Source organism: Streptomyces sp. NPDC048603, assembly GCF_043199475.1.
Lineage (GTDB): Bacteria > Actinomycetota > Actinomycetes > Streptomycetales > Streptomycetaceae > Streptomyces.
This window is the reverse complement of record NZ_JBICVY010000018.1, coordinates 57,257-75,078: the sequence shown is the minus strand read 5'-3', so window position 1 is coordinate 75,078 and position 17,822 is coordinate 57,257. Positions and strand designations below refer to the sequence as shown.

Below are 17,822 nucleotides of genomic sequence, written 5' to 3'. Positions count from 1 at the left end.
ATCGGGGCGGCGGCCGTGTTCGTGCCGAGCACGGCCAGGTTCTCCAGCAGAGCAACATGGCCGAGGTCGCCCAGGCCGATCGCGCTGTAGGCGAAGAAGGTCAGCTCGATCCGGTAGGGGCGGTCCTTTCATTTCACCCAGAACCCAGTGCCCGTCCCACCAGCCCGGTGAGACAGGACACTCCTCTGCACCCGGTCAGGCCATGTCGCCCAGGTACAGCGTCTGCCACGTACCGGCAGCAGCCTGGGCAACGACGTGAGTGAGCTGGTCGCGCAGGTACAGGGGGATCATCCGCAGCCCGCCGACTTTGTCGAGCGGCACCCACTCGACCCCGGTGTGGGTCGGATCGGGGATGCTCCCGCCCAGCTTGAACGGCTCCGATACGACCTCGCACCAGAACAGCGCATCAACCCGGTGGTTACGGTCGTACGCGATCGGGCCGGCCTCGTGATTGGCGGGGATGTGTTCTCGCAGGAACAACAACTGTCCGGCACGAACGGTCACCCCGGTCTCCTCCAGCACCTCCCGCTCGACAGCGCGGTGCAGAGGCTCGCCCAGCTTCTGTCCGCCGCCGGGCGGCAGCCAGGTATCCGGCTCAGGCCAGTCCCCTTTGACAAGCAGAACGTGGCCGTCGCGGACGACCAGGCCAGTTGCGGCTGTACGAATGCGGCTCATACGGGCATCCCCTCCTGCAGGTAAACGGCGCGGCCGGCCAGCGCTGCGGCATAAGGCGCGGTGAGCGTCTGACGGTGCGCTGCGAGAAGAAGTCGTCGGGGCGGTGGAAGGCGTGCCGGTCGTGTTCCGGGCAGCCGCGCGGCTTTCACGGTCGCTGCGTGGCTGTGGGGTGGAACGGTTCGTGTGGACGCTGCTGTGCTGGAACAGATGCTGGACGAAGGCGTCGGCTGCGTCAGTAACACACTGGTACCCAGCCCGGGCTGGCCTCGGCACGTTAAATGTGCACCGCGCTCAACTGCATGGTGGCCGATCTGCTCCACGCCGAGCCAGCATCGGGAGTTCTGCCGGCGCTTGTGGACCTGCCACCCCGCCCTGCACCCCGCCGCCCGGCCTGGACGCCCCGGGCTGGACACCGGGAGCGTCGTAGAAGATCGCTGGCGAGCAACCCCACCAATGCACCGGCGGCAGTGTCAGTGCCTCATGTCACTGTGCACCCCATGATCAACAATCTTGAGGGTGTCGACCGCGTCGACTGGTCGTCCATGGGCCACGCCTACGGCCCGGCCGACGAAGTTCCGCTGTGGCTGAAGCAGATGGCCTCGTCCAACCCCGACGTTCGGGAGAGGGCCTTCAGCAGCTTCTACAGCGCGGCGCACCACCAGGGCGACGTCTACTCGTGCACGGCAGCGAGCCTGCCGTTCCTTCTCGCGCTCGCCGATGACGCCCAGACGCCCGACCGCGCGGCCGTCATCCGGCTCCTTCTCAGCATCGGCAGCGCGGCGCTGGACTGCGACCCCGACGACGTCTACTACAGTCCGTCCGGCCACGCGTCGACACCCCATGCCGATGTCGTGCCTCGGATGCGTGAGCGTGTCGAGGACTTCGTCCGATACGCGGCGGACCCGGACCCGCAGGTGCGCCAGGCTGCCCTCCCGGCCCTCGGGCTGTTCCTCGATGACGCCGACCAGGCGTTCGCCGTGCTGCGTGAGCGACTGGCGGCCGAGAGCGGCACGGTCGAGCGGCTACTGGTCGTCGAGGCCGCCGCGACACTGGCCCAGCGACGGCCGGCCGCGCTCGGCCCGCTGACGACCTGGCTTGCCGCCTTGGCGGCCGACGCCGCGCTGGACGCCGACATCCGGCTCGCCGCCCTCGTCCACCGGACCGCCTGCGCACCGGAGGTGATCGACGCCGGCCTCGTCCCGACGGCGACCGATCTGCTCCGACAGCTCACACCCGAGCCCGCACCTCGGAGCGAGGTCGAGGCCGGCGCCGGGCCGACCGACGGCGGGCAGTGCACCTGCGCAGACGTCCACGCCGTACCGGCACCGGACCAGGGTGTCCCGCCGCAACTCGCTGCGGTCTTCGCCGACCTCGACCGACACGGACGCATGCATGCCCCGACCACCGAGCTGCTGACCACCCTTCACCGGGTCCTGGACGCACGGACGTCCGAGCGTACGGCTCTGCTCACCGCCCAGCTCCGCAGCCTGGACCCGGCCACCCGGTACGACGGCATCGCCATGGCCAAGGACCTGATCGGCTCCTGGCGCGGCGACCACTCCGGCCTGGTCCAGCTGCTCGCAGACTGCCTGCTGCCCCAGGATCCTTACACCACCGCCGAAGCGGCCGAGACCCTCGGCCAACTCCCCGCCGCGCTCGCCGAACCCGCCCGCGAGGCCCTCGCCACCCTCGTCAACGCCCACCGTGCCGCCCACGGGCCGGCCGTGTGGGCCGCACCGCACCCCCTACTGCGCCGGGCCCACCAGGAAGCGGTCACGGCCCTGGCCCGCCTCGGCGACGAGCGTGCCCTGCCCGGGCTGTTGACGGCGCTGGACACCAACACCGATACCTGGCGCGCGGCGCAGGTCTGCGGTCACCTCCCCCAGGCCGCCGCAGAGCTGCTGCCCAGGCTGTCCCGGCGCCTGGCCGACGCGGACTTCTCCCAGGAGTGGTCCTGGTCGGACGCCTGCGCGCTGGTCGCCTCCCTTCACCGGCTCGGCGACCCGGCGGCCGTACCCGCACTCACCGCAGCCGTCACCGCCTCCGTCATGCAGGAACAGTGGCGCGGCGCAGCCGCGGCCCTCCACGCGCTGGCCCGCTTCGGCACCCGCGCCGCCTCCGCCCTGGAGACAGTCCGGCCGCTCGCCGACGCCGAGGACCTGGACCTGCGCCTCGCCGCCACAGAAGCACTGTGGGCCTTCGAACGCGACTCCGCGGATGCTGTCCCGCGGCTGACCGACCTGCTCGACACCCACAAGCAGCGGGACGCGGCCGACGCCCTCGGCCGGATCGGAGCACCGGCGGCCGCGGCCCTGCCCCACCTGCGGCAGATGCTCCAAGCCGAGTACGAGTGGACCCGAGCCCACGCCGCCACCGCGATCTACGACATCGGCGGCCCGGCCGAGGCAGCAGTTGTCCTGCCGGTGCTGCTGGAGGTCTGGGAGGAAAACGACTCGACCGCCAACCACGTACTGAAGTGCCTGCAGCGGATGGGCCCCGGCGCCGCGCCCGCCCTTCCCCGGATCCGCGCGGAACTCGCCCAGGCCCGCCGCAGCGGCGGCTCCTTCAGGAGCGTCGAGGACGACGAGGCACTGCAGCGCACCGCCCGGGCCGTCATCGACCATCCGGCCTGCGGCGAGCCTGCTCGGCCGGGCATGATCGGCCCCGGCTCGTTCGGCGCGAACCCGTCGTAGGGCGGCGGCGGGTTCGGCGTCTGCCGCAGCGGTCACTTCGGGCCGGGTCAGTCTGCCGGCGGCTTGAGCCGGGTCCCGATCGCCGTGAGGGCGGCCGCGGCCGAGAGCGCGGCCAGTACGGCGAACAGGGCCGGGTAGCCGCCGAGAGGGCCGGCGATGGCGGTGCCGGCGAAGGGTGAGAGAGCGGCTGCGGCGTGGGCGGGGGCACCGAGGAGGCCGGAGAGGCGGCCGTAGCGGGCGGTTCCCCAGCGGTCGGTGACGGCGGTGGCCTGGAGGAGGGTGAGGTTGCCCCGGACGATGCCGGCCAGCACGGACAGCGCGACGAGCAGTCCGGAGGGCCCTGGGATGAGGGCGAGGGCTGCGGTGGTGAGGCCGCCGAGTCCGACGAGGGTGACGGTGCGGGTGGCGACACCCGTGTGGCGGGCGAGTGCGGCGTAGAGGGTGCGGCCGAGGGTCTGGCCGGCGCCGCCGAGGCCGAGGGCCCATGCGGCTTCGGCGGTGGTGTAGCCGCGTTCCAGGAGGAGCGGGACGAGGGTGATGACGACGGCGTACATCGCGAACGCGGAGAGGGTGAAGGTCGCGGCGAGCATCCAGAACGCCCGGCTGCGCGCCACGGGGTCCGGTCCGGCGGCCGCGTGGCGGGGGCTGTCGGGGGCCGGTGGCCAGGGGGCTCTCAGGGCAAGGGCGTGGGTGGGGATGGTCAGGGCGGCGAGGATCGCGGCGAGAACGGCGTAGGCGGTGCGCCAGGAGTAGTGGGCGGCAAGGAGGGCGGTCAGGGGTGCGAAGACGGTGGAGGCAAGTCCGCCGGCGAGGGTGACGATGGTCAGGGCGCGGATGTGGTCGGGGGCCCACCAGCGGGTCAGTGCGGCGAAGGCGGGCGGGTAGAAGGTGGCGGCCATCGCCGCCCCGGCCGACAGCCAGCCGGCCACGAAGACCGCCGGGTTCGGGGCTGCGGCCACGATGAGGAGGCTGAGCGGGCCGAGGACGGAGCCGGCCGTCATGACGGCGCGGGGCCCGCGACGGTCCAGGACGCGGCCGACGAAGATTCCGAGGATGGCGGAAACCACGAGGGCGGCGGAGAACGCGGCTGTTGTCGCGCCTGCCGGCCAGCCGGTGTCGTGGGTGATGGTGGGGTTGAGGACGGGGAAGGCGTAGTAGAGGACGCCCCAGCTGGTGATCTGCGTGGCACACAGGGCGGGCAGCACGGCGCGTGGCCGCGACCGGACCCCCGTCCCTGTCGCGGCCACGCCGGCCTGGGTGTGTGGCATGCCGGTCAGCAGCCGCCCGACGTGGCGGGGGCTCCGATGGTGAGGGTGGCCGGCGCCGCGCAGCATCCGTCGCCGCTCTGCTCGGTGGCTTCGGGCTCGTCGAAGAGGCCCGCTCCGCCACAGACCCCGGTCTCGGGGAGGGTGAGTTCGACGCGCTCGGCGGCCTCGTGGTCGCCGGCGATGGCGGCGGCGATCGAGCGGACCTGCTCGTAGCCGGTCATCGCCAGGAAGGTCGGGGCGCGGCCGTAGGACTTCATGCCGACGAGGTAGACGTCCTTCTCCGGGTGGGAGAGCTCGTTCACGCCGTGGGGGTGGACGGTGCCGCAGGAATGCCGGTTCGGGTCGATCAGCGGCGCCAGCTCGACCGGAGCCTGCAGGCGCTCGTCCAGGCCCAGGCGCAGCTCGTCGAGGAAGGAGAGGTCGGGGCGAGAGCCGGTGAGGGCGATGACCTCGTCCACCGGGTTCAGGCGGCGGCCGTCCTCCCCGATGAGGATCACGCCGCCGTCGTCGGTGCGCTCGATGACGTCGGTGCGGAAGCTGGTGACCGCGTCGGCGTAACCGCCGTCGACCGCGGCCTTCGCCACCAGGCCGAGGGCGCCGCGGGCGGGGAGCTGGTCGGCCTCGCCGCCGCCGAAGGTCGAGCCTGAGATGCCCCGGCGCAGGATCCAGGTGGCGTGGGTGCCGGTGCCGTCCTTGGCCTTGGCAAGGTCGGCCAGGTAGGCGAGGGCGGTGAAGGCGGAGGCGCCGGAACCGATGACCGCGGTGCGCTTGCCCGCGTACCGGGCCCGGGTCTCGGGGTCGTTCAGGTCCGGGACGCGGTAGGTGATCCGGTCCCCGAGGGCCTTCTCGCCGAGCGCGGCGAGTCCGCTGCCGCCGGCGGGGCCGGGGGTGGACCAGGTGCCGGATGCGTCGATGACCGCCCGGGCGAAGACCCTCTGCTCGCGGCCGTCGGCGCTCTCGTAGTGGACGACGAACGGCTGGGCCTCGCGGTCGGCGTCGACGATGCGGTCGCGGCCGGTACGGGAGACGCCGGTCACGCGTGCGTCGTAGCGGACCTGCTCGCCGAGGATGTCGGCCAGGGGCTGGAGGTAGCGCTCGGCCCAGTCGCCGCCGGAGGGACAGGTGTCCTCGGCCGGCTTGACCCATCCGGTCGGAGCGAGGAGCTTCTCGGCGGCCGGGTCGACGACCTCGCCCCAGCGGGAGAACAGCCGCACGTGGGCCCACTCGCGCACCGCTGCTCCGGCGACCGGGCCGGCTTCCAGGACAAGCGGGGTGATGTCGCGGTCGACGAGGTGGGCTGCGGCCGCGAGTCCGGCGGGGCCGGCCCCGATGACGACGACGGGCAGCTCGGTGATGGTCTCGCTCATGACAGGTCTCCGGGTCTTCGTGCAGGCGGGCGGGTGGACGGGGGCGGGGGCGGGGGTGGGCTCGGGTGGTCAGCAGCAGCCGGCACCGGTGGTGACGGCTGCGTGCTTGGCCTCCGGGTCGCAGCAGGCTCCGGCGGCTTCCGCGTCCTCGTTGGTGCCGCAGCACGGGGAGGACCGGGCGAGCGCCGCCTCGGCGGCGGGCTGTGCGGGGGCGGGGCCGCAACAGGGGGCCGCCGTCTCTGCGTGGTCGGGGCTGGTGGGGGTGACCGGCTCGTTCATGACGACTCCTTGGTGTTTCGATGTTTGTCTATGGCTTGCACGATCAGCATGGCACCTGTATCGATAGACGTCAACATAGACATTCATCAATTCAGTCCGGGAGTCCGCCGGGCCCGGACGGCGCGCTGGATGCCGCCGGGCGCCCCCGGCGCGGCGGCGGCGCCCAAGCCCCGCACTACCGCGCTGATTCGACATGTGTCAACATAGACGCATGTCGAATGCGAAGGTTCTGCCGCTCCTGGAGCCCGACGTCGTCGCAGCCTGCCGCCCCCCGCTGAACGAGCGCCCGATGTCGGCCGAGGAGGCCGAGGTCGCGGCGAAGATGTTCAAGGCGCTCGGCGACCCCGTCCGCCTCCGGCTGTTCTCCGCCGTCGCCTCCCACGAAGGCGGCGAGGCATGCGTGTGCGACATCTCCGACGTCGGGGTGTCCCAGCCGACCGTCTCCCACCATCTGAAGAAACTGAAGGAGGCCGGACTGCTGTCCTCCGAGCGGCGGGGGACGTGGGTGTACTACCGAGTCGAGCCTTCCGTGCTCGCCGCCATGGGCGCGCTGCTGGCCGGCGCCGCCCGAGAGGCGTAGGGCCCCTCCCGGCCGGGCCGGGGGTGGCCAACGTCATCATTCATCGATTATCGTCGATGAACGATGAAGGAGGCTCTTCTCGTGCTCAGCGATGATGACGCCCGCATGTACGCGGGCTGGTTCAAGGCCCTGGCCGACCCCACCCGCGTGCGCCTGCTGCACCTGCTGGCCGGCGAGGGCCGGGCGATGAGCGTGGGCGAGGTCGTGGAGCGGACCGAGGTCGGCCAGTCGACGGTCTCCCACCACCTCAAGATCCTGGCCGAGGTGCGGTTCGTCCTGGCCGAGAGGCAGGGCACTTCCACCCTCTACACGGTCAACCGCACCTGCCAGAGCGTCTTCCCCCGCGCCATGCGCGCGATCCTCTGCGGGGAGGCGCCCGCCGATGGCTGCTGAGATCCGCATCGCAGCGATGACAGCCGCGCACGCCAAGCAGGTACTGGCGATCTACCAGGCCGGAATCGAGGAGGGCAACGCCACCTTCGAGACCCGGGCACCGACCTGGGACGTCTTCAGTGCCGGGAAGCTGTCCGCGCACCGGTTCGCCGCCGCCGACAACGACGGGCGGGTGCTGGGCTGGGTCGCCGCGAGCGCGGTCTCCGACCGGTGCGCGTACGCGGGCGTGGTCGAGCACTCCGTCTACGTCCACCCCGAGGCACGCGGCCGCGGCGTCGCCCGCGCCCTGCTGGACGCCCTGATCGCCTCGACCGAGGCCGCCGGGATCTGGACCATCCAGTCCGGCATCTTCCCCGAGAACACCGCCAGCCTCGCCCTCCACGCCCGGGCCGGCTTCCGCGTCATCGGCACCCGCGAGCGCATCGGCCGCCACCACGGCGCATGGCGCGACGTGGTCCTGCTGGAGCGCCGGAGCCCGCAGATCAGCTGACCTCGCCGTCCAGGGTGAGCTGGCGGCGGTGGAAGTCGAAGTGCCGGGTCGGATAGCCGTAGATGTCGGCGAGCGTCATGAAGTCCTGGAAGAACGGGTCCCAGCGGACGGGGAAGTGCATGCCGCGAGCCAGGCCGGAATCCGATTCCGCCACGAGCCGGCGGTGCAGGGAGCCGATGACCCGGTCGAACGTGGCACTGGTGAGGCGCGGCCCGAAGACCTTCACCGCACCGCACGGGCCGACATAGTTGACCCAGTCGAACGGCCTTGTCGCGGCGTTCAGCGCCCTGGCGAAGACCTCGCCGGCGCTGCGGGGCAGCCGCGTGAAGACCCGGACGAGGACCAGCAGCACCCGCACGACCAGGAAGCCGAAGAACATGTGCCACAGCAGCTGCTCGTTCGTCCACCGGGTACCGCGGGTGGGGCGGGCGAGGTCGGCTTCCGTGGCGTTGTCAAGCAGGTCGTGGAAGGTCCGCCGTGCACGCTCGTAGTCCGCGAACACGGCCTGCCGGTCCATCGCCGTCTCGTTCATCATCCGCGCCCGTCCACCGCGATGATTCCCGTCCCCGGGCGGATTCAGGCGCCGAGGAACTCCGCGATCTCCCGGGCGGCTCCGCGTGCCGTACGGCCGACCCCGATGAGGGTGGCGGACGCGGGCCCGGTCCAGTCGCCGTAGCCCAGGAGATGGACGCGTGGGTCGGCGACGGCGCGGGTGCCCTCGGTGGGGATGCGGCCGCCCTCGGTACGAAGGCCCAGCGGGGACAGGTACGAGAGGGCGGGGCGGAAGCCCGTGCACCAGATGATCGCGTCGCAGGGCCAGATGCTGCCGTCGGCCCAGCGGGCTCCCTCGACCGTCAGGCTGTCGAACATCCGGTGGTCCGGGATGAGTCCGGCGTCGCGGGCGGCGCGTACGGGCGGGACGGCGACGATGTCGCCGAGGTCGGAGATGCGGGGTCCGCCGGACTGGACGCGCCGGGTGGCGAGTTCGAAGAGGGCGCTGCCGTCGATCTCGTCCGGGAGGTAGCGGGCCGGGCGCCGGGTGACCCAGCGGACGGTGGCGTGCGGCGCGAGGTCGGCGGCAACCTGGGCGCCGGAGTTGCCGCCGCCTACGACGATGACGCGCTGTTCCGCGTAGTCCCAGGGGCTGCGGTAGTCGACCGTGTGGTGCCGGCGGCCCAGGAAGTGCTCACGGCCGGGGACGGCGGGCAGGAAGGGGCGCCACCAGGTGCCGGTCGCGCTGATCACGACGCGGGCCGTGTAGGTGCCGGAGTCGGTTTCGACGCGCAGGACAGGGTGCTGGTCGCGGACGGCCTCGACGCGGACGCCCCGCTGGACGGGGAGTTCGTACCGCTTCTCGTAGTAGGCGAGGTACTCCAGTACGTGGGAGACGTCCGGGAACGTCTTGCCCTCCTGCGCCGGCATGAGCCGGCCGGGCAGGGAGGAGTAGGCGGCCGGGGAGAACAGGTGCAGCGAGTCCCAGGCGTGCTGCCAGGCCCCGCCCGGGGTGGCCTGGGCGTCGAGGATGGTGAAGTCGACGCCCGCCCGGCGCAGGTGGTAGCCGGCTGCGAGCCCTGCCTGGCCGCCGCCGACCACCACCACATCCGCGTGCCGCGTCATGCGGCGGGCTGCCCGCTGTCGGTCTTGCCGCGCATGAAGATGACCGCCACCAGGGCCAGGCCCACCGCGGCACCGATCAGCTGCATGCCGATGAAGGCGGGCACGGAGGCTGGGGCGATGCCCGCGAACGTGTCGGTGAAGGCGCGGCCGATGGTGACGGCCGGGTTCGCGAACGACGTGGACGAGGTGAACCAGTAAGCGGCGCCGATGTACGAGGCCACTGCGATCGGGGCGAAGCGGAGCCGGTCGGTGCGGGCCAGGCCGAAGATCAGCAGGATCAGGCCCGCCGTGGCGACCACCTCGCCGAGGAGGAGGTTCCCGGCCGAGCGGTCGTGAGCGGACCACTTCACCAGGGGCTCGCCGAACATCGCGTCCGCCAGGATCGCGCCCGCGATCGCGCCGACGATCTGCGAGGGCACGTAGACAGCCAGCTCGCGGGCGTTCACCCCGGCACCACCGCGACGGGCGGTCCACCACTCGGCCAGCGTGACCGCCGGATTGAAGTGGGCGCCGGAGACCGGGCCGAGGAGAGCGATCAGAACACCGAGGCCGAAGACCGTGGCGGTGGAGTTCGCCAGCAGCTGCAGCGCGACGTCGCCGGTCAGCTCGGTGGCCTGGATGCCCGAGCCGACCACAACCGCGACCAGGGCGGCGGTGCCGACCAGCTCGGCGGCCGCGCGGGCGACCAGCGGGGTACGGGGCGGGGTGGCGCCGGGCGCGGGCTGCGGCGACGTGCCGACGGGGGCTATGGCGTCGCTCGCAGCGGGCTCGGTGGCGGTCACGGCAGGGGTCTCCTCGGACAGGTGAGACATCGGCGGCCGGGGGCCGCCAGGGGCTTATGGGCAGGACCGTTTGAGGTTCGCTTCGGCGGTGGCACGCGCGGTCCGGGCGAGGTCGGTGAACTGACCGGCGATGCCTTCGATGACTTCCGGGCGCAGGCGGTAGTAGATGTACCGCCCGCAGGGCTCCGTCTCGACGACCCCGGCCTCTCTGAGCACCTTCAGGTGATTGGAGAGGTTCGTCTGCTTCGCGCCCGTCTCCTCCACGAGGTGGGTGGTGCAGAGCGTTTCGCGGGCAAGGAGGGTCACGATCTGGAGCCTGAGCGGGTCGGCCAGGACCCGGATCAGATCAGTGTCGACTGACGTCATCATGTACTGATACTGTCACATCATCTTGGGCTGACACCAGCCTGAGCTGACCTTATTGGCTCCTTGAACAGGAACGCCATGTCCACGCCTTCCTCGCCCCTTCTGCCGGACGAACGCCGCGCCGCGGGGGCAGCCCGGCTCGCCCGTGCCCGACCCGGACGGCGCGCCGATCGCCTTCGTGCGCGGCATCCGCGACGCGATCGACGGCCGCATCACCGAACTCCTCGCCGAGCTCGGCACCTGAACCACCCCGCATCCCCCGCAGTTGCCTGATCCCCAGGGAAGAACGATGTCCTCCACGCCTGCCGCGTCCGTCCTCTTCGTCTGCATCCACAACGCCGGCCGCTCCCAGATGGCAGCGGGCTTCCTGCGCCACCTCGCCGGGGACCGCGTCGAGGTCCGCTCCGCCGGCTCCGTGCCCGGCGAGCAGATCAACCCCTCCGCGGTGGCCGCGATGGCCGAGCTGGGCATCGACATCTCCGACCAGAAGCCCAAGGTCCTCACCCCCGAGGCCGCCCAGGCGTCCGACTACATCATCACCATGGGCTGTGGCGACGCCTGCCCCTACTTCCCCGGCAAGACCTACCTCGACTGGCAGCTCGAAGACCCCGCGGGCCAGGGAGTCGTGGCCGTCCGCCCCATCCGCGACGAGATCAAGGCCCTCGTCGAGGGCCTCATCGCCGAGATCGACGCCAAGGCCAATGGCTGAAACGACGTGACGGAGACCAGCACGGCGGACGACGTACGCAACGTCATCGTCATAGGCTCCGGCCCCGCCCCCGGACCCGCCCGGACCGGGTCGTCGCGGACAAGGGCTACTCGTCCCGGAAGATCCGCGCCCGCAGTACGCGCGGGTGCTGGTCACCCGGCTGGAGCCGTGACGGGTCTCCCTGCCGCTGGAACGCCTCCTCGCGCGGGGCTGACCGCGCCGTGCACGCGGCGGACGGGGTGGTTGGCGCCGGGTGGGCGGGGAAGGCACCGGGCATGGGCGAACGGAACGGGCGACGCGCCGGTGAGGGGCCCGGGGAGCGGGCAGGGGACAGTGGCCCCGCTCCGGCCGGCGTGTCCGCGGCGGCGGCCGCGGCGGCGGCCGCGGCGGGCGGAGCGGACGGGTCCGGGAGCGGAACAACCGGTGCCGGTACCGCAGGAACCGACACCGGAGGAACCACCCCGGACGCAACCGGCCCTGGCGGCAACGGCCCCGGAGGAACCGGCGACGCGGGGGCCGGCAACGGAGGAGCCGGTCCCGGACCGGTCGGCCCGGACACGTCCGGCGCCTCCGTGGCCGGTGCCGTGCTCGACCGGCTGCTCGGCCTGCTGGATCCCGCCCGGGGTGATGGCGCCTGGGCGGCGGCTCCCCCGTACCTGCGGCGGCACGCCGTCGAGCACGCCGCCGACGCCGGCCGGGCCGACGAACTCCTCACCGACGCCGGGTTCCTGGTGCACGCCGACCCGGTCACCCTGGTCCCCGCCCTCGACGGGTTCCGGTCCCGGGCGGCCGCCGAAGCGGTGGCCGTCTACCGGGCCGGCGTCGGCGTCCACCGGTACATGGAACCCGGGGCCCGGCGGGCCGTGCTCGCCCTCGACGCGTGCGGCTACCGGTTGCCAGCCCTGGCCGAAGCCTTCCGTGCCGGTCTCCCGCCGGATGCTCCGCGGCCCCGCTGGCGCACCGGCGGCCGGATGAACAGCGCGCTGCGCGACAGCACTTCGGGGGTGCCGCAGACCGTGACCGCGGTGGCCCCGGCGGTGGTGGCGGGACGGCCTGCGCTGGTGACCGGCGGCTGGAACGGGCGCGTGCGGGTCTGGGACCTGTTCAGCGGCCGGTTCACCGGGCGCCCGCTGTGGGGCCACTCCGAGGTCGTGTGGCGGACGGCCTCGGTCGGTTCCGTGGACGGCCACGCCCTGCTGGTCAGCGCCGAGTTCGACGGTACGGTCCAGGTGTGGGACGCCGACGACGACGGTGGCCGTCACGTCTGCCAGGTGCCGACCCGCTACGGCGTCCCGCAGGTGGCGTGCGCCCTGGTCGACGGCGCACCGGTCGTCCTCGTCGCCGAGCAGCATTCCACGACCGGTCCCCGCGTGTGGGACCTGACGGCCTCCGACTGGCGCGGGGGCGCCCTGCCCGGGCCGCCCGGCGGGGTGTCGGCGCTCGCCTGCTACGAGGCGGAGGGCGCCCCGATGGCGGTCGGCGCGGGCCGCGGCACCCTCGTCCGCTGGGACCTCCGGACCGGTGAACGGCACGGTGAGCCGTTGCCGTGCCTGCCCGGTGCGGCCGCCGTCGCCTGCACGTCCGTGGCCGGCCGCCCCTTCGCCGTGGTCGTCGGCGGGACGACCGTGCAGTGCTTCGACCTTTCCGGCCCGGGCCGATTGCTGCACACCGTGGAACGGGCCCACGACGACACCCTGTACGCCGTGGACTGCGTCGCCGTGGGGGATGTTCCGGTGGCGGTGACGGGGGGCTACGACACGACCGTACGGACGTGGAACGTGCTGGACGGCACGCCGTTCGGGGAGACGTGGCGGCTGCACACCGACACCGTCACCGACATCGCCTGCACCCGGGTCGCCGGCCGTCCGGTCGCGGCCACCGCCGACCGGCAGGGCCTGATGCGGGTGTGGGCGCTGGACGCGGAGCCGGTCGGCGCCCCGCTGGCCGGGCACCGGTACGGGGTCCGGCGGGTGTGGTCGTCACGGGTCGGGGGGCGGCCGGTGGTGGCGAGCGCCGGTTCGGACGGGAGAGAGCCGGTCCTGGTGTGGGACGCCCGCACGGGCGACCCGGTCGACGGGGCGCCGGAGGACACCGGGCCCGCGGACCCCGGCCCGGGTGGCTCCGGCCGCGGGGCGGACGGCCCGGCGGCCGTGGTCGGCGGGACGGAGGTGCGGCTGGTGACCGTGGCCGACGGCACGGTCGTGGTCCGCGACGCCGCGACCGGCCTCGACCTGGGCGTGCTCGCCGGCCACACCGGTCCGGTGCACGCCGTGGTGTGCACTACCGCGCCGGACGGCACCCCGCTGGCGGTCACCGGGAGCCAGGACCTCACCGTACGCGTGTGGGACCTGGCCCGGTTCCGCCAGCACGGTCCGGAACTCACCGGCCACACCCGGCCGGTGACCGCCCTGGCCTGCGCGGCGGGCGCCGGCCGCACGCTCGTGTTCAGCGCGGGGAGCGACGGCTCGCTGCGGACCTGGGACGCGGGGACGGGGTCCTGCCTGCACGACTGGCCGGTGCTGCGGGCCGTCGGTGGCCTGAGCACGGTGGAGCCGGGCGCGCCGGGCGAACCGGGTTCCCTGCTGATGGCGTTGGGCTCGGACGTGGCGGTGTTCGACCTCCCGTCCGTCGGTGACGACACCGACACCGGCGCGGACACCGGCGCGGACGCGGGCGCGGGCGCGGGCGCCGGTGCGGGCACCGGTCCGGACTCCGCCACGGACACCGGCCCGTGACACCGGCCCACGGCTCCGCCCGTGACGCCCTGCAGTGCCGCCCGCCCGTGACGCCGACCCGTGGCACTGGCCCGTGACGCCGGAAGCCAGGCGTCACGACTCAGGTCCCGTTCCACAGCAGCCGGGTGACGGTGCCGGCGGCGAGGTAGTTCGACGCACTGTGGAAGCCGATGCCCTGGTGGATGACGCATTCCAGGTCGGCCTCGACACCGGTGAACCGGGCCGAGACGCCCTTGGCGGGCAGCGCGACCAGGTCGCCCGGGTCGGCGACGTTCACCCAGCGCCCCGCCGCCGGGGGCCGGGCGCCCCTGCCCCCGGCCGGGGCGGGGGTGAGCCGGTCGAACACGGCCTTGCGCAGAGCGAGCGGCGAGCCGAGGGTCAGCCACAGCGGGACGGTCGCGGTGTCCTCCCGGTGGAGGGTCTCGTAGGCGATCACCGAACCGAGGGAGTGGGCGACCAGCACGTCGGGACGCTGCCGGTCCAGTGCCGTACGCAGCCGGTCCTGGACGCCGTCGCGGGCCGGGCCCGGCGTCAGGTAGGCGGTGGCCTCCTTCACCCAGTGCGTCATCACCCATTCCACCAGCGACTCCGGGCACGCCCAGGACTCGGCTACCTCGGCGAGCTGGTCGCGGAGGAACTCGGTCACCCTTCCCTGAGGGATGCGGACAGGTCCGGTGAGGTGCTCGGCGAGGATCTCCCCGAGCATCAGTGCCTCCTCCTCCGACAGGTCCGCCAGGAGGCCGTTGCCCTGCCGGCCGGGCGGGCGCAGCAGGTCGGCGTAGTAGACGACCTCGACCACGTCCCCGGCGGTGGCGCCGAGGGCGCGCGCCCAGATTTCCGACAGGTGCCGTGCCGCTTCCTCGGGCGACTCGCCGGGGCGGTGGTTGCCGATGCCGTGGATGCCGACAATCCTCATGCGTTCCTCCTCGAACCGTTCTGACGGAAGCCTGGGGGTGCGGGCCGGTGCCGGAGGTGGTCGGCGAGGCCCTGGTGGAAGAGGCGGTAGAGGGTCGATCCGTCGGTCTCGACACCGGTGCGCACGTAGAAGCGGCCCGCTTCCAGCAGCGGCCGGACGTCAGCCGGGTCGATCCCGGGTCCCTCCGGGGGCGCGAACTCCGGGGCGACGGCGCTCACTGCCTCCAGGGGGAAGCCCTCGCCCTTGGCGAAGGCGAGCGCCGTGAGCACCGCCCGCAGCCGGTCCCCGTCGGGGCGCGACCCGAGGTCGAGTGCGAGGACCTCCGGCAGGGTGCGGGGCACCCGCGCGCCCAGGCGGGCGGCGGCCTCCTCACCGGGCGGCGGTTCGACGGACTCCAGGGCCCGGCCGTAGACGCGTGCGACCAGGAAGGGACCCCACTCCCGGTGGGTACGCGGGTCGCCGGCGAGCGCGGCGGCCGCGGACCGGGCCAGGGCGGTGCGTACCGGACGGCGTTCGGGCGCGCGGTAGCCGGGCAGTTCGGCGAGCACGTGGACCAGGTGCTGTTCGAGGTCGGCGAGGAGTTCGCCGGCGGGTACGCCGTCGAGGTCGAGGAGGGCGTCCGGGGAGGCGGCGGCGCGGTCGAGGAGCGGGCCGAGGTGTCCGCCGCGGCGGGAGCCGATGAGCAGGCGGACCGCGGGCCGGCCGTCCGCGCGCAGCGTCTCGGCGAGCGGGAGCAGGAACTCCCCGACCAGGGCGGCCGGGTCGTCGGCCTCGTCGACGGCGTCGACGACGAGCGGCGGCGCGGCGGGCAGCTCCCGCACGGCCGTCAGCAGGTCGGGCACGGTCCACCGGCCCTCCCCCCGGTCCCGGGTTCCCGTCCGGCCGGGCGCGGCGGAACCCGCGGGAACAGCAGCCGGGACGGGCGGTGCCGGCAGCCGCCACTGGCGCGCGAGGGAGGCGAGGACGGCGTCGAGGTCCCGGCCCCGGGCGTGGACGGCGGCCAGCGCCGGATTGGGCGAGGGGGTGCCGTCCGGGTGCTGCGCGGCCAGGTGGCGGCGGATGTCGGGGGCGGCGGCGACGATCTCCTCGTGGCCGGCGCACACCAGGGCGCCCAGCAGCGCCGACTTCCCGGAGCCGGGCGCGCCGGTGACGAGGCGCAGGCCGCCGGACCCGGCGCCGTCGATCCACGGGGCGAGCGCGGACAACTGGCGGCGCCGGCCGACGAAGTGGTCGCCGACGCGGTCCGTGAAGTGTTCGGTGCCGGGTCCGGTGAAGTCGCGTAAGGGTGCGGTGACGGCGCCGAGCCGTTCCAGACGGAGGTCGCCCTCCCAGTTCGGGTTGGGGAAGAACGGGAGCTCCGGCAGTGGCTGGGAGGGGTCGACGCGGGTGACGTGGACACGCTGGCGCGGGCTGAGCCGGCCGAGGTGCCGCTGGACGGCGGTGGCCGCTCGGTCCCAGCGCACGTACCGCAGGGAGGGTGCGGTGTCGAGGCCGTCCTCGGCGACGCGTTCGAGGACTTCGGCGACCGCCGTGCTGAACGCGCCGTTGTAGGCCGGGTCTTCGGGTCCGGTGGCGGCGATCACCCATGCGTGCAGGTCCTGTTCGGGGACGTCGGCCAGCCGGGCGGTACGGGCGGCGCGCCCGGCCCGGCACAGGTCGACGACGAACAGCATGGGGTGCGGCTGGGCGTGGGCGTCCTCGACCCAGTGGCTCACGTCGGTGCCCGGGCCGGTGTCCCCGTCCGACGGGACCATCGCGATCCGCCCGGGGGTCGCGGCGCGCAGGGGCCGGTTGGTGTCCGCGGGGCCGGTGTCGCCGTGGGAGATGACGTGGACGACGCGGAACGCGCCGTCGGAGGCCGTGTTCCAGTGGTTCCGGACGGTGACGCGGTCGGGGTCCGCAGCGGTCAGTACCCGGTAGGACAGCGCCTCGTAGGCGGCTTGCAGACGGTCCAGCAGTTCCGGAACGAACGGCAGGTCGTCCCATCCGGTGGCGCCGGGCGCGGGTTCCTCGTCGGGCGCGACGGAGCGGCGGAACCGGCCGACGCCCATGAGGAGCACGGACGGAACCGGGTCTTCACCCGCGTCCGGGTGGACCGCCTCGCGGGGGTCCGGGCCGGCATCCGAACCCGCGTTCGTGCTGGTGCGCGCGTGCGTGCGCGGGCCCGCATCGGGACCCGCGCCCGCCTCCGCGCCCCGGCCCGCGTCTCCGCCGGCGCCCAGGGCCCCGCCCCCGTGTCCGCCCGTACCCTTGCCTGTGTCCGTGCCCGCCCGGACCTTCGTCGGCGCCGGCGGAGGCGTGCCCTCACCCGCCGTCGTCCGCCGTTCCCCGCCCGTGCCCGTGCCCGTACCCACGCCGCACCCCCGCCCGTCGACGGGCGACTCCGCGCCGCCCGTGAGCCCCCTTGGTCCCCCGGCCGGTTCCGCCGACCCAGCCCGGCGGCCACCCTATCGGCGGAGACCCGGCGCGTCCCGGCATTCCCGGTGGTGGGGCCGGTCGTTGGAGGGCTACGGGGTGCGCGGAGTCCGGCACCTGGGACGCAGGCGGTGCCCCGGACGGCGGCGGGTGCGGTGCCGGTCGTCGCGGTGCCGGTGCCGGCCAGGGAGACTCCGGCCACGGCGCCGGCGACGGGGAACCGCCACGGGCGCGACCGGCCCCGCGGAGGCGGGCGGCATCGCGGCGGAACCGGCGGTGATCCACCGGCAACGGATCGTGCGGGGGACGCTGCCCCTCAACGACCCCGTCGACATCGTCGGCCTCCAGCCGTCGGGTCTCCGTCGACGCCGGGGCGCGCCACGAGGGCCCACGGCGATCACCGCGATCTTCCCCGGCGGCAGGATCCGCCATCGTCTCAGCCAGAAGCATCGGCGCAACCGGCTCGACGCCGACCAGCTCGACGCCCTCGGGGCCACGTACGCGTCCAGGCCGTCTCTACCCGATCCTGTTCCCCCG

17 protein-coding genes are annotated in these 17,822 nt (G+C 73.8%); 6 read left to right on the top strand and 11 right to left on the bottom strand.

What is annotated here, in order from left to right:
- Positions 1-195: 195 nt before the first annotated feature.
- The gene (locus tag ACGFQ9_RS34010; RefSeq protein WP_393579319.1) at positions 196-675 is read right to left on the bottom strand and encodes an NUDIX domain-containing protein; all 480 of its coding nucleotides are present in this window, start codon (positions 673-675) and stop codon (positions 196-198) included.
- Positions 676-1,172: 497 nt separating this feature from the next.
- Here ACGFQ9_RS34010 and ACGFQ9_RS34005 point away from each other — a divergent pair, with 497 nt between their 5' ends.
- A complete protein-coding gene (locus ACGFQ9_RS34005; RefSeq protein WP_393579317.1) occupies positions 1,173-3,368 on the top strand; it encodes a HEAT repeat domain-containing protein in 2,196 nt (731 codons plus the stop codon).
- 47 nt (positions 3,369-3,415) lie between these two features.
- Here the strand turns inward: ACGFQ9_RS34005 and ACGFQ9_RS34000 are convergent, their stop codons facing one another.
- From ACGFQ9_RS34000 to ACGFQ9_RS33990, 3 genes are all read right to left on the bottom strand, one after another.
- Positions 3,416-4,636 (bottom strand): MFS transporter, encoded by a 1,221-nt coding sequence (locus ACGFQ9_RS34000; RefSeq protein ID WP_393579315.1) that lies wholly within the window; start codon positions 4,634-4,636, stop codon positions 3,416-3,418.
- Between the two features lie 5 nt (positions 4,637-4,641).
- Positions 4,642-6,003 carry an NAD(P)-binding domain-containing protein gene (locus tag ACGFQ9_RS33995; RefSeq protein ID WP_393579313.1) on the bottom strand — a complete coding sequence of 454 codons (1,362 nt, stop codon included), beginning with the start codon at positions 6,001-6,003 and terminating at the stop codon, positions 4,642-4,644.
- 69 nt (positions 6,004-6,072) lie between these two features.
- Positions 6,073-6,282: a hypothetical protein gene (locus ACGFQ9_RS33990; RefSeq protein WP_393579311.1), complete on the bottom strand. Its 210-nt coding sequence runs from the start codon at positions 6,280-6,282 to the stop codon at positions 6,073-6,075.
- A gap of 211 nt (positions 6,283-6,493) precedes the next feature.
- On the opposite strand from ACGFQ9_RS33990, the gene ACGFQ9_RS33985 reads away from it, so the two are divergent.
- From ACGFQ9_RS33985 to ACGFQ9_RS33975, 3 genes are all read left to right on the top strand, one after another.
- Positions 6,494-6,862, top strand: a complete 369-nt coding sequence (locus ACGFQ9_RS33985; RefSeq protein ID WP_393579309.1) for an ArsR/SmtB family transcription factor — start codon at positions 6,494-6,496, stop codon at positions 6,860-6,862.
- A gap of 81 nt (positions 6,863-6,943) precedes the next feature.
- On the top strand, positions 6,944-7,255 hold the full coding sequence (locus ACGFQ9_RS33980) for an ArsR/SmtB family transcription factor (protein ID WP_393579307.1): 312 nt from the start codon (positions 6,944-6,946) through the stop codon (positions 7,253-7,255).
- Positions 7,245-7,745, top strand: a complete 501-nt coding sequence (locus ACGFQ9_RS33975) for a GNAT family N-acetyltransferase (protein ID WP_393579305.1) — start codon at positions 7,245-7,247, stop codon at positions 7,743-7,745. The genes ACGFQ9_RS33980 and ACGFQ9_RS33975 overlap by 11 nt, the downstream gene beginning before the upstream one ends.
- Here the strand turns inward: ACGFQ9_RS33975 and ACGFQ9_RS33970 are convergent.
- Genes ACGFQ9_RS33970 through ACGFQ9_RS33955 form a run of 4 tightly spaced genes read right to left on the bottom strand, consistent with a single transcriptional unit; the run spans position 7,738 to position 10,513 of the window.
- Complete coding sequence (locus ACGFQ9_RS33970) at positions 7,738-8,280, bottom strand: DinB family protein (RefSeq protein WP_393579303.1); 543 nt, start codon at positions 8,278-8,280, stop codon at positions 7,738-7,740. The genes ACGFQ9_RS33975 and ACGFQ9_RS33970 overlap by 8 nt on opposite strands.
- A 41-nt stretch (positions 8,281-8,321) precedes the next feature.
- Positions 8,322-9,362, bottom strand: coding sequence for an ArsO family NAD(P)H-dependent flavin-containing monooxygenase (locus tag ACGFQ9_RS33965; RefSeq protein WP_393579301.1), 1,041 nt, complete (start codon positions 9,360-9,362; stop codon positions 8,322-8,324).
- The gene (locus tag ACGFQ9_RS33960) at positions 9,359-10,144 is read right to left on the bottom strand and encodes an aquaporin (protein ID WP_393579299.1); all 786 of its coding nucleotides are present in this window, start codon (positions 10,142-10,144) and stop codon (positions 9,359-9,361) included. Before ACGFQ9_RS33960 ends, ACGFQ9_RS33965 begins: the two co-directional genes overlap by 4 nt.
- 54 nt (positions 10,145-10,198) lie before the next feature.
- A complete protein-coding gene (locus ACGFQ9_RS33955) occupies positions 10,199-10,513 on the bottom strand; it encodes an ArsR/SmtB family transcription factor (protein WP_393579297.1) in 315 nt (104 codons plus the stop codon).
- A 286-nt stretch (positions 10,514-10,799) separates the two neighbouring features.
- Between ACGFQ9_RS33955 and ACGFQ9_RS33950 the strand changes: the two genes are divergently transcribed.
- Complete coding sequence (locus tag ACGFQ9_RS33950) at positions 10,800-11,219, top strand: arsenate reductase ArsC (protein ID WP_393579296.1); 420 nt, start codon at positions 10,800-10,802, stop codon at positions 11,217-11,219.
- 106 nt (positions 11,220-11,325) lie between these two features.
- Here the strand turns inward: ACGFQ9_RS33950 and ACGFQ9_RS33945 are convergent, their stop codons facing one another.
- A complete protein-coding gene (locus ACGFQ9_RS33945; protein WP_393579294.1) occupies positions 11,326-11,496 on the bottom strand; it encodes a hypothetical protein in 171 nt (56 codons plus the stop codon).
- A gap of 295 nt (positions 11,497-11,791) precedes the next feature.
- On the opposite strand from ACGFQ9_RS33945, the gene ACGFQ9_RS33940 reads away from it, so the two are divergent.
- Complete coding sequence (locus ACGFQ9_RS33940; RefSeq protein WP_393579293.1) at positions 11,792-13,954, top strand: hypothetical protein; 2,163 nt, start codon at positions 11,792-11,794, stop codon at positions 13,952-13,954.
- Positions 13,955-14,054: 100 nt separating this feature from the next.
- On the opposite strand, the gene ACGFQ9_RS33935 is transcribed toward ACGFQ9_RS33940, so the two are convergent.
- Together ACGFQ9_RS33935 and ACGFQ9_RS33930 are read right to left on the bottom strand one after the other, a co-directional pair.
- On the bottom strand, positions 14,055-14,870 hold the full coding sequence (locus tag ACGFQ9_RS33935) for a hypothetical protein (RefSeq protein ID WP_393579291.1): 816 nt from the start codon (positions 14,868-14,870) through the stop codon (positions 14,055-14,057).
- Positions 14,867-17,224 carry an AAA family ATPase gene (locus ACGFQ9_RS33930; protein ID WP_393579289.1) on the bottom strand — a complete coding sequence of 786 codons (2,358 nt, stop codon included), beginning with the start codon at positions 17,222-17,224 and terminating at the stop codon, positions 14,867-14,869. The genes ACGFQ9_RS33935 and ACGFQ9_RS33930 overlap by 4 nt, the downstream gene beginning before the upstream one ends.
- Between the last annotated feature and the right edge of the window lie 598 nt (positions 17,225-17,822).

What these genes read in the sequence shown, in the direction of transcription:
- ACGFQ9_RS34010 (WP_393579319.1), bottom strand. Translation starts at nt 675, where the DNA reads ATGAGCCGCATTCGTACAGCCGCAACTGGCCTGGTCGTCCGCGACGGC.
- ACGFQ9_RS34005 (WP_393579317.1), top strand. Translation starts at nt 1,173, where the DNA reads ATGATCAACAATCTTGAGGGTGTCGACCGCGTCGACTGGTCGTCCATG.
- ACGFQ9_RS34000 (WP_393579315.1), bottom strand. Translation starts at nt 4,636, where the DNA reads ATGCCACACACCCAGGCCGGCGTGGCCGCGACAGGGACGGGGGTCCGG.
- ACGFQ9_RS33995 (WP_393579313.1), bottom strand. Translation starts at nt 6,003, where the DNA reads ATGAGCGAGACCATCACCGAGCTGCCCGTCGTCGTCATCGGGGCCGGC.
- ACGFQ9_RS33990 (WP_393579311.1), bottom strand. Translation starts at nt 6,282, where the DNA reads ATGAACGAGCCGGTCACCCCCACCAGCCCCGACCACGCAGAGACGGCG.
- ACGFQ9_RS33985 (WP_393579309.1), top strand. Translation starts at nt 6,494, where the DNA reads ATGTCGAATGCGAAGGTTCTGCCGCTCCTGGAGCCCGACGTCGTCGCA.
- ACGFQ9_RS33975 (WP_393579305.1), top strand. Translation starts at nt 7,245, where the DNA reads ATGGCTGCTGAGATCCGCATCGCAGCGATGACAGCCGCGCACGCCAAG.
- ACGFQ9_RS33970 (WP_393579303.1), bottom strand. Translation starts at nt 8,280, where the DNA reads ATGATGAACGAGACGGCGATGGACCGGCAGGCCGTGTTCGCGGACTAC.
- ACGFQ9_RS33965 (WP_393579301.1), bottom strand. Translation starts at nt 9,362, where the DNA reads ATGACGCGGCACGCGGATGTGGTGGTGGTCGGCGGCGGCCAGGCAGGG.
- ACGFQ9_RS33955 (WP_393579297.1), bottom strand. Translation starts at nt 10,513, where the DNA reads ATGATGACGTCAGTCGACACTGATCTGATCCGGGTCCTGGCCGACCCG.
- ACGFQ9_RS33950 (WP_393579296.1), top strand. Translation starts at nt 10,800, where the DNA reads ATGTCCTCCACGCCTGCCGCGTCCGTCCTCTTCGTCTGCATCCACAAC.
- ACGFQ9_RS33945 (WP_393579294.1), bottom strand. Translation starts at nt 11,496, where the DNA reads ATGCCCGGTGCCTTCCCCGCCCACCCGGCGCCAACCACCCCGTCCGCC.
- ACGFQ9_RS33935 (WP_393579291.1), bottom strand. Translation starts at nt 14,870, where the DNA reads ATGAGGATTGTCGGCATCCACGGCATCGGCAACCACCGCCCCGGCGAG.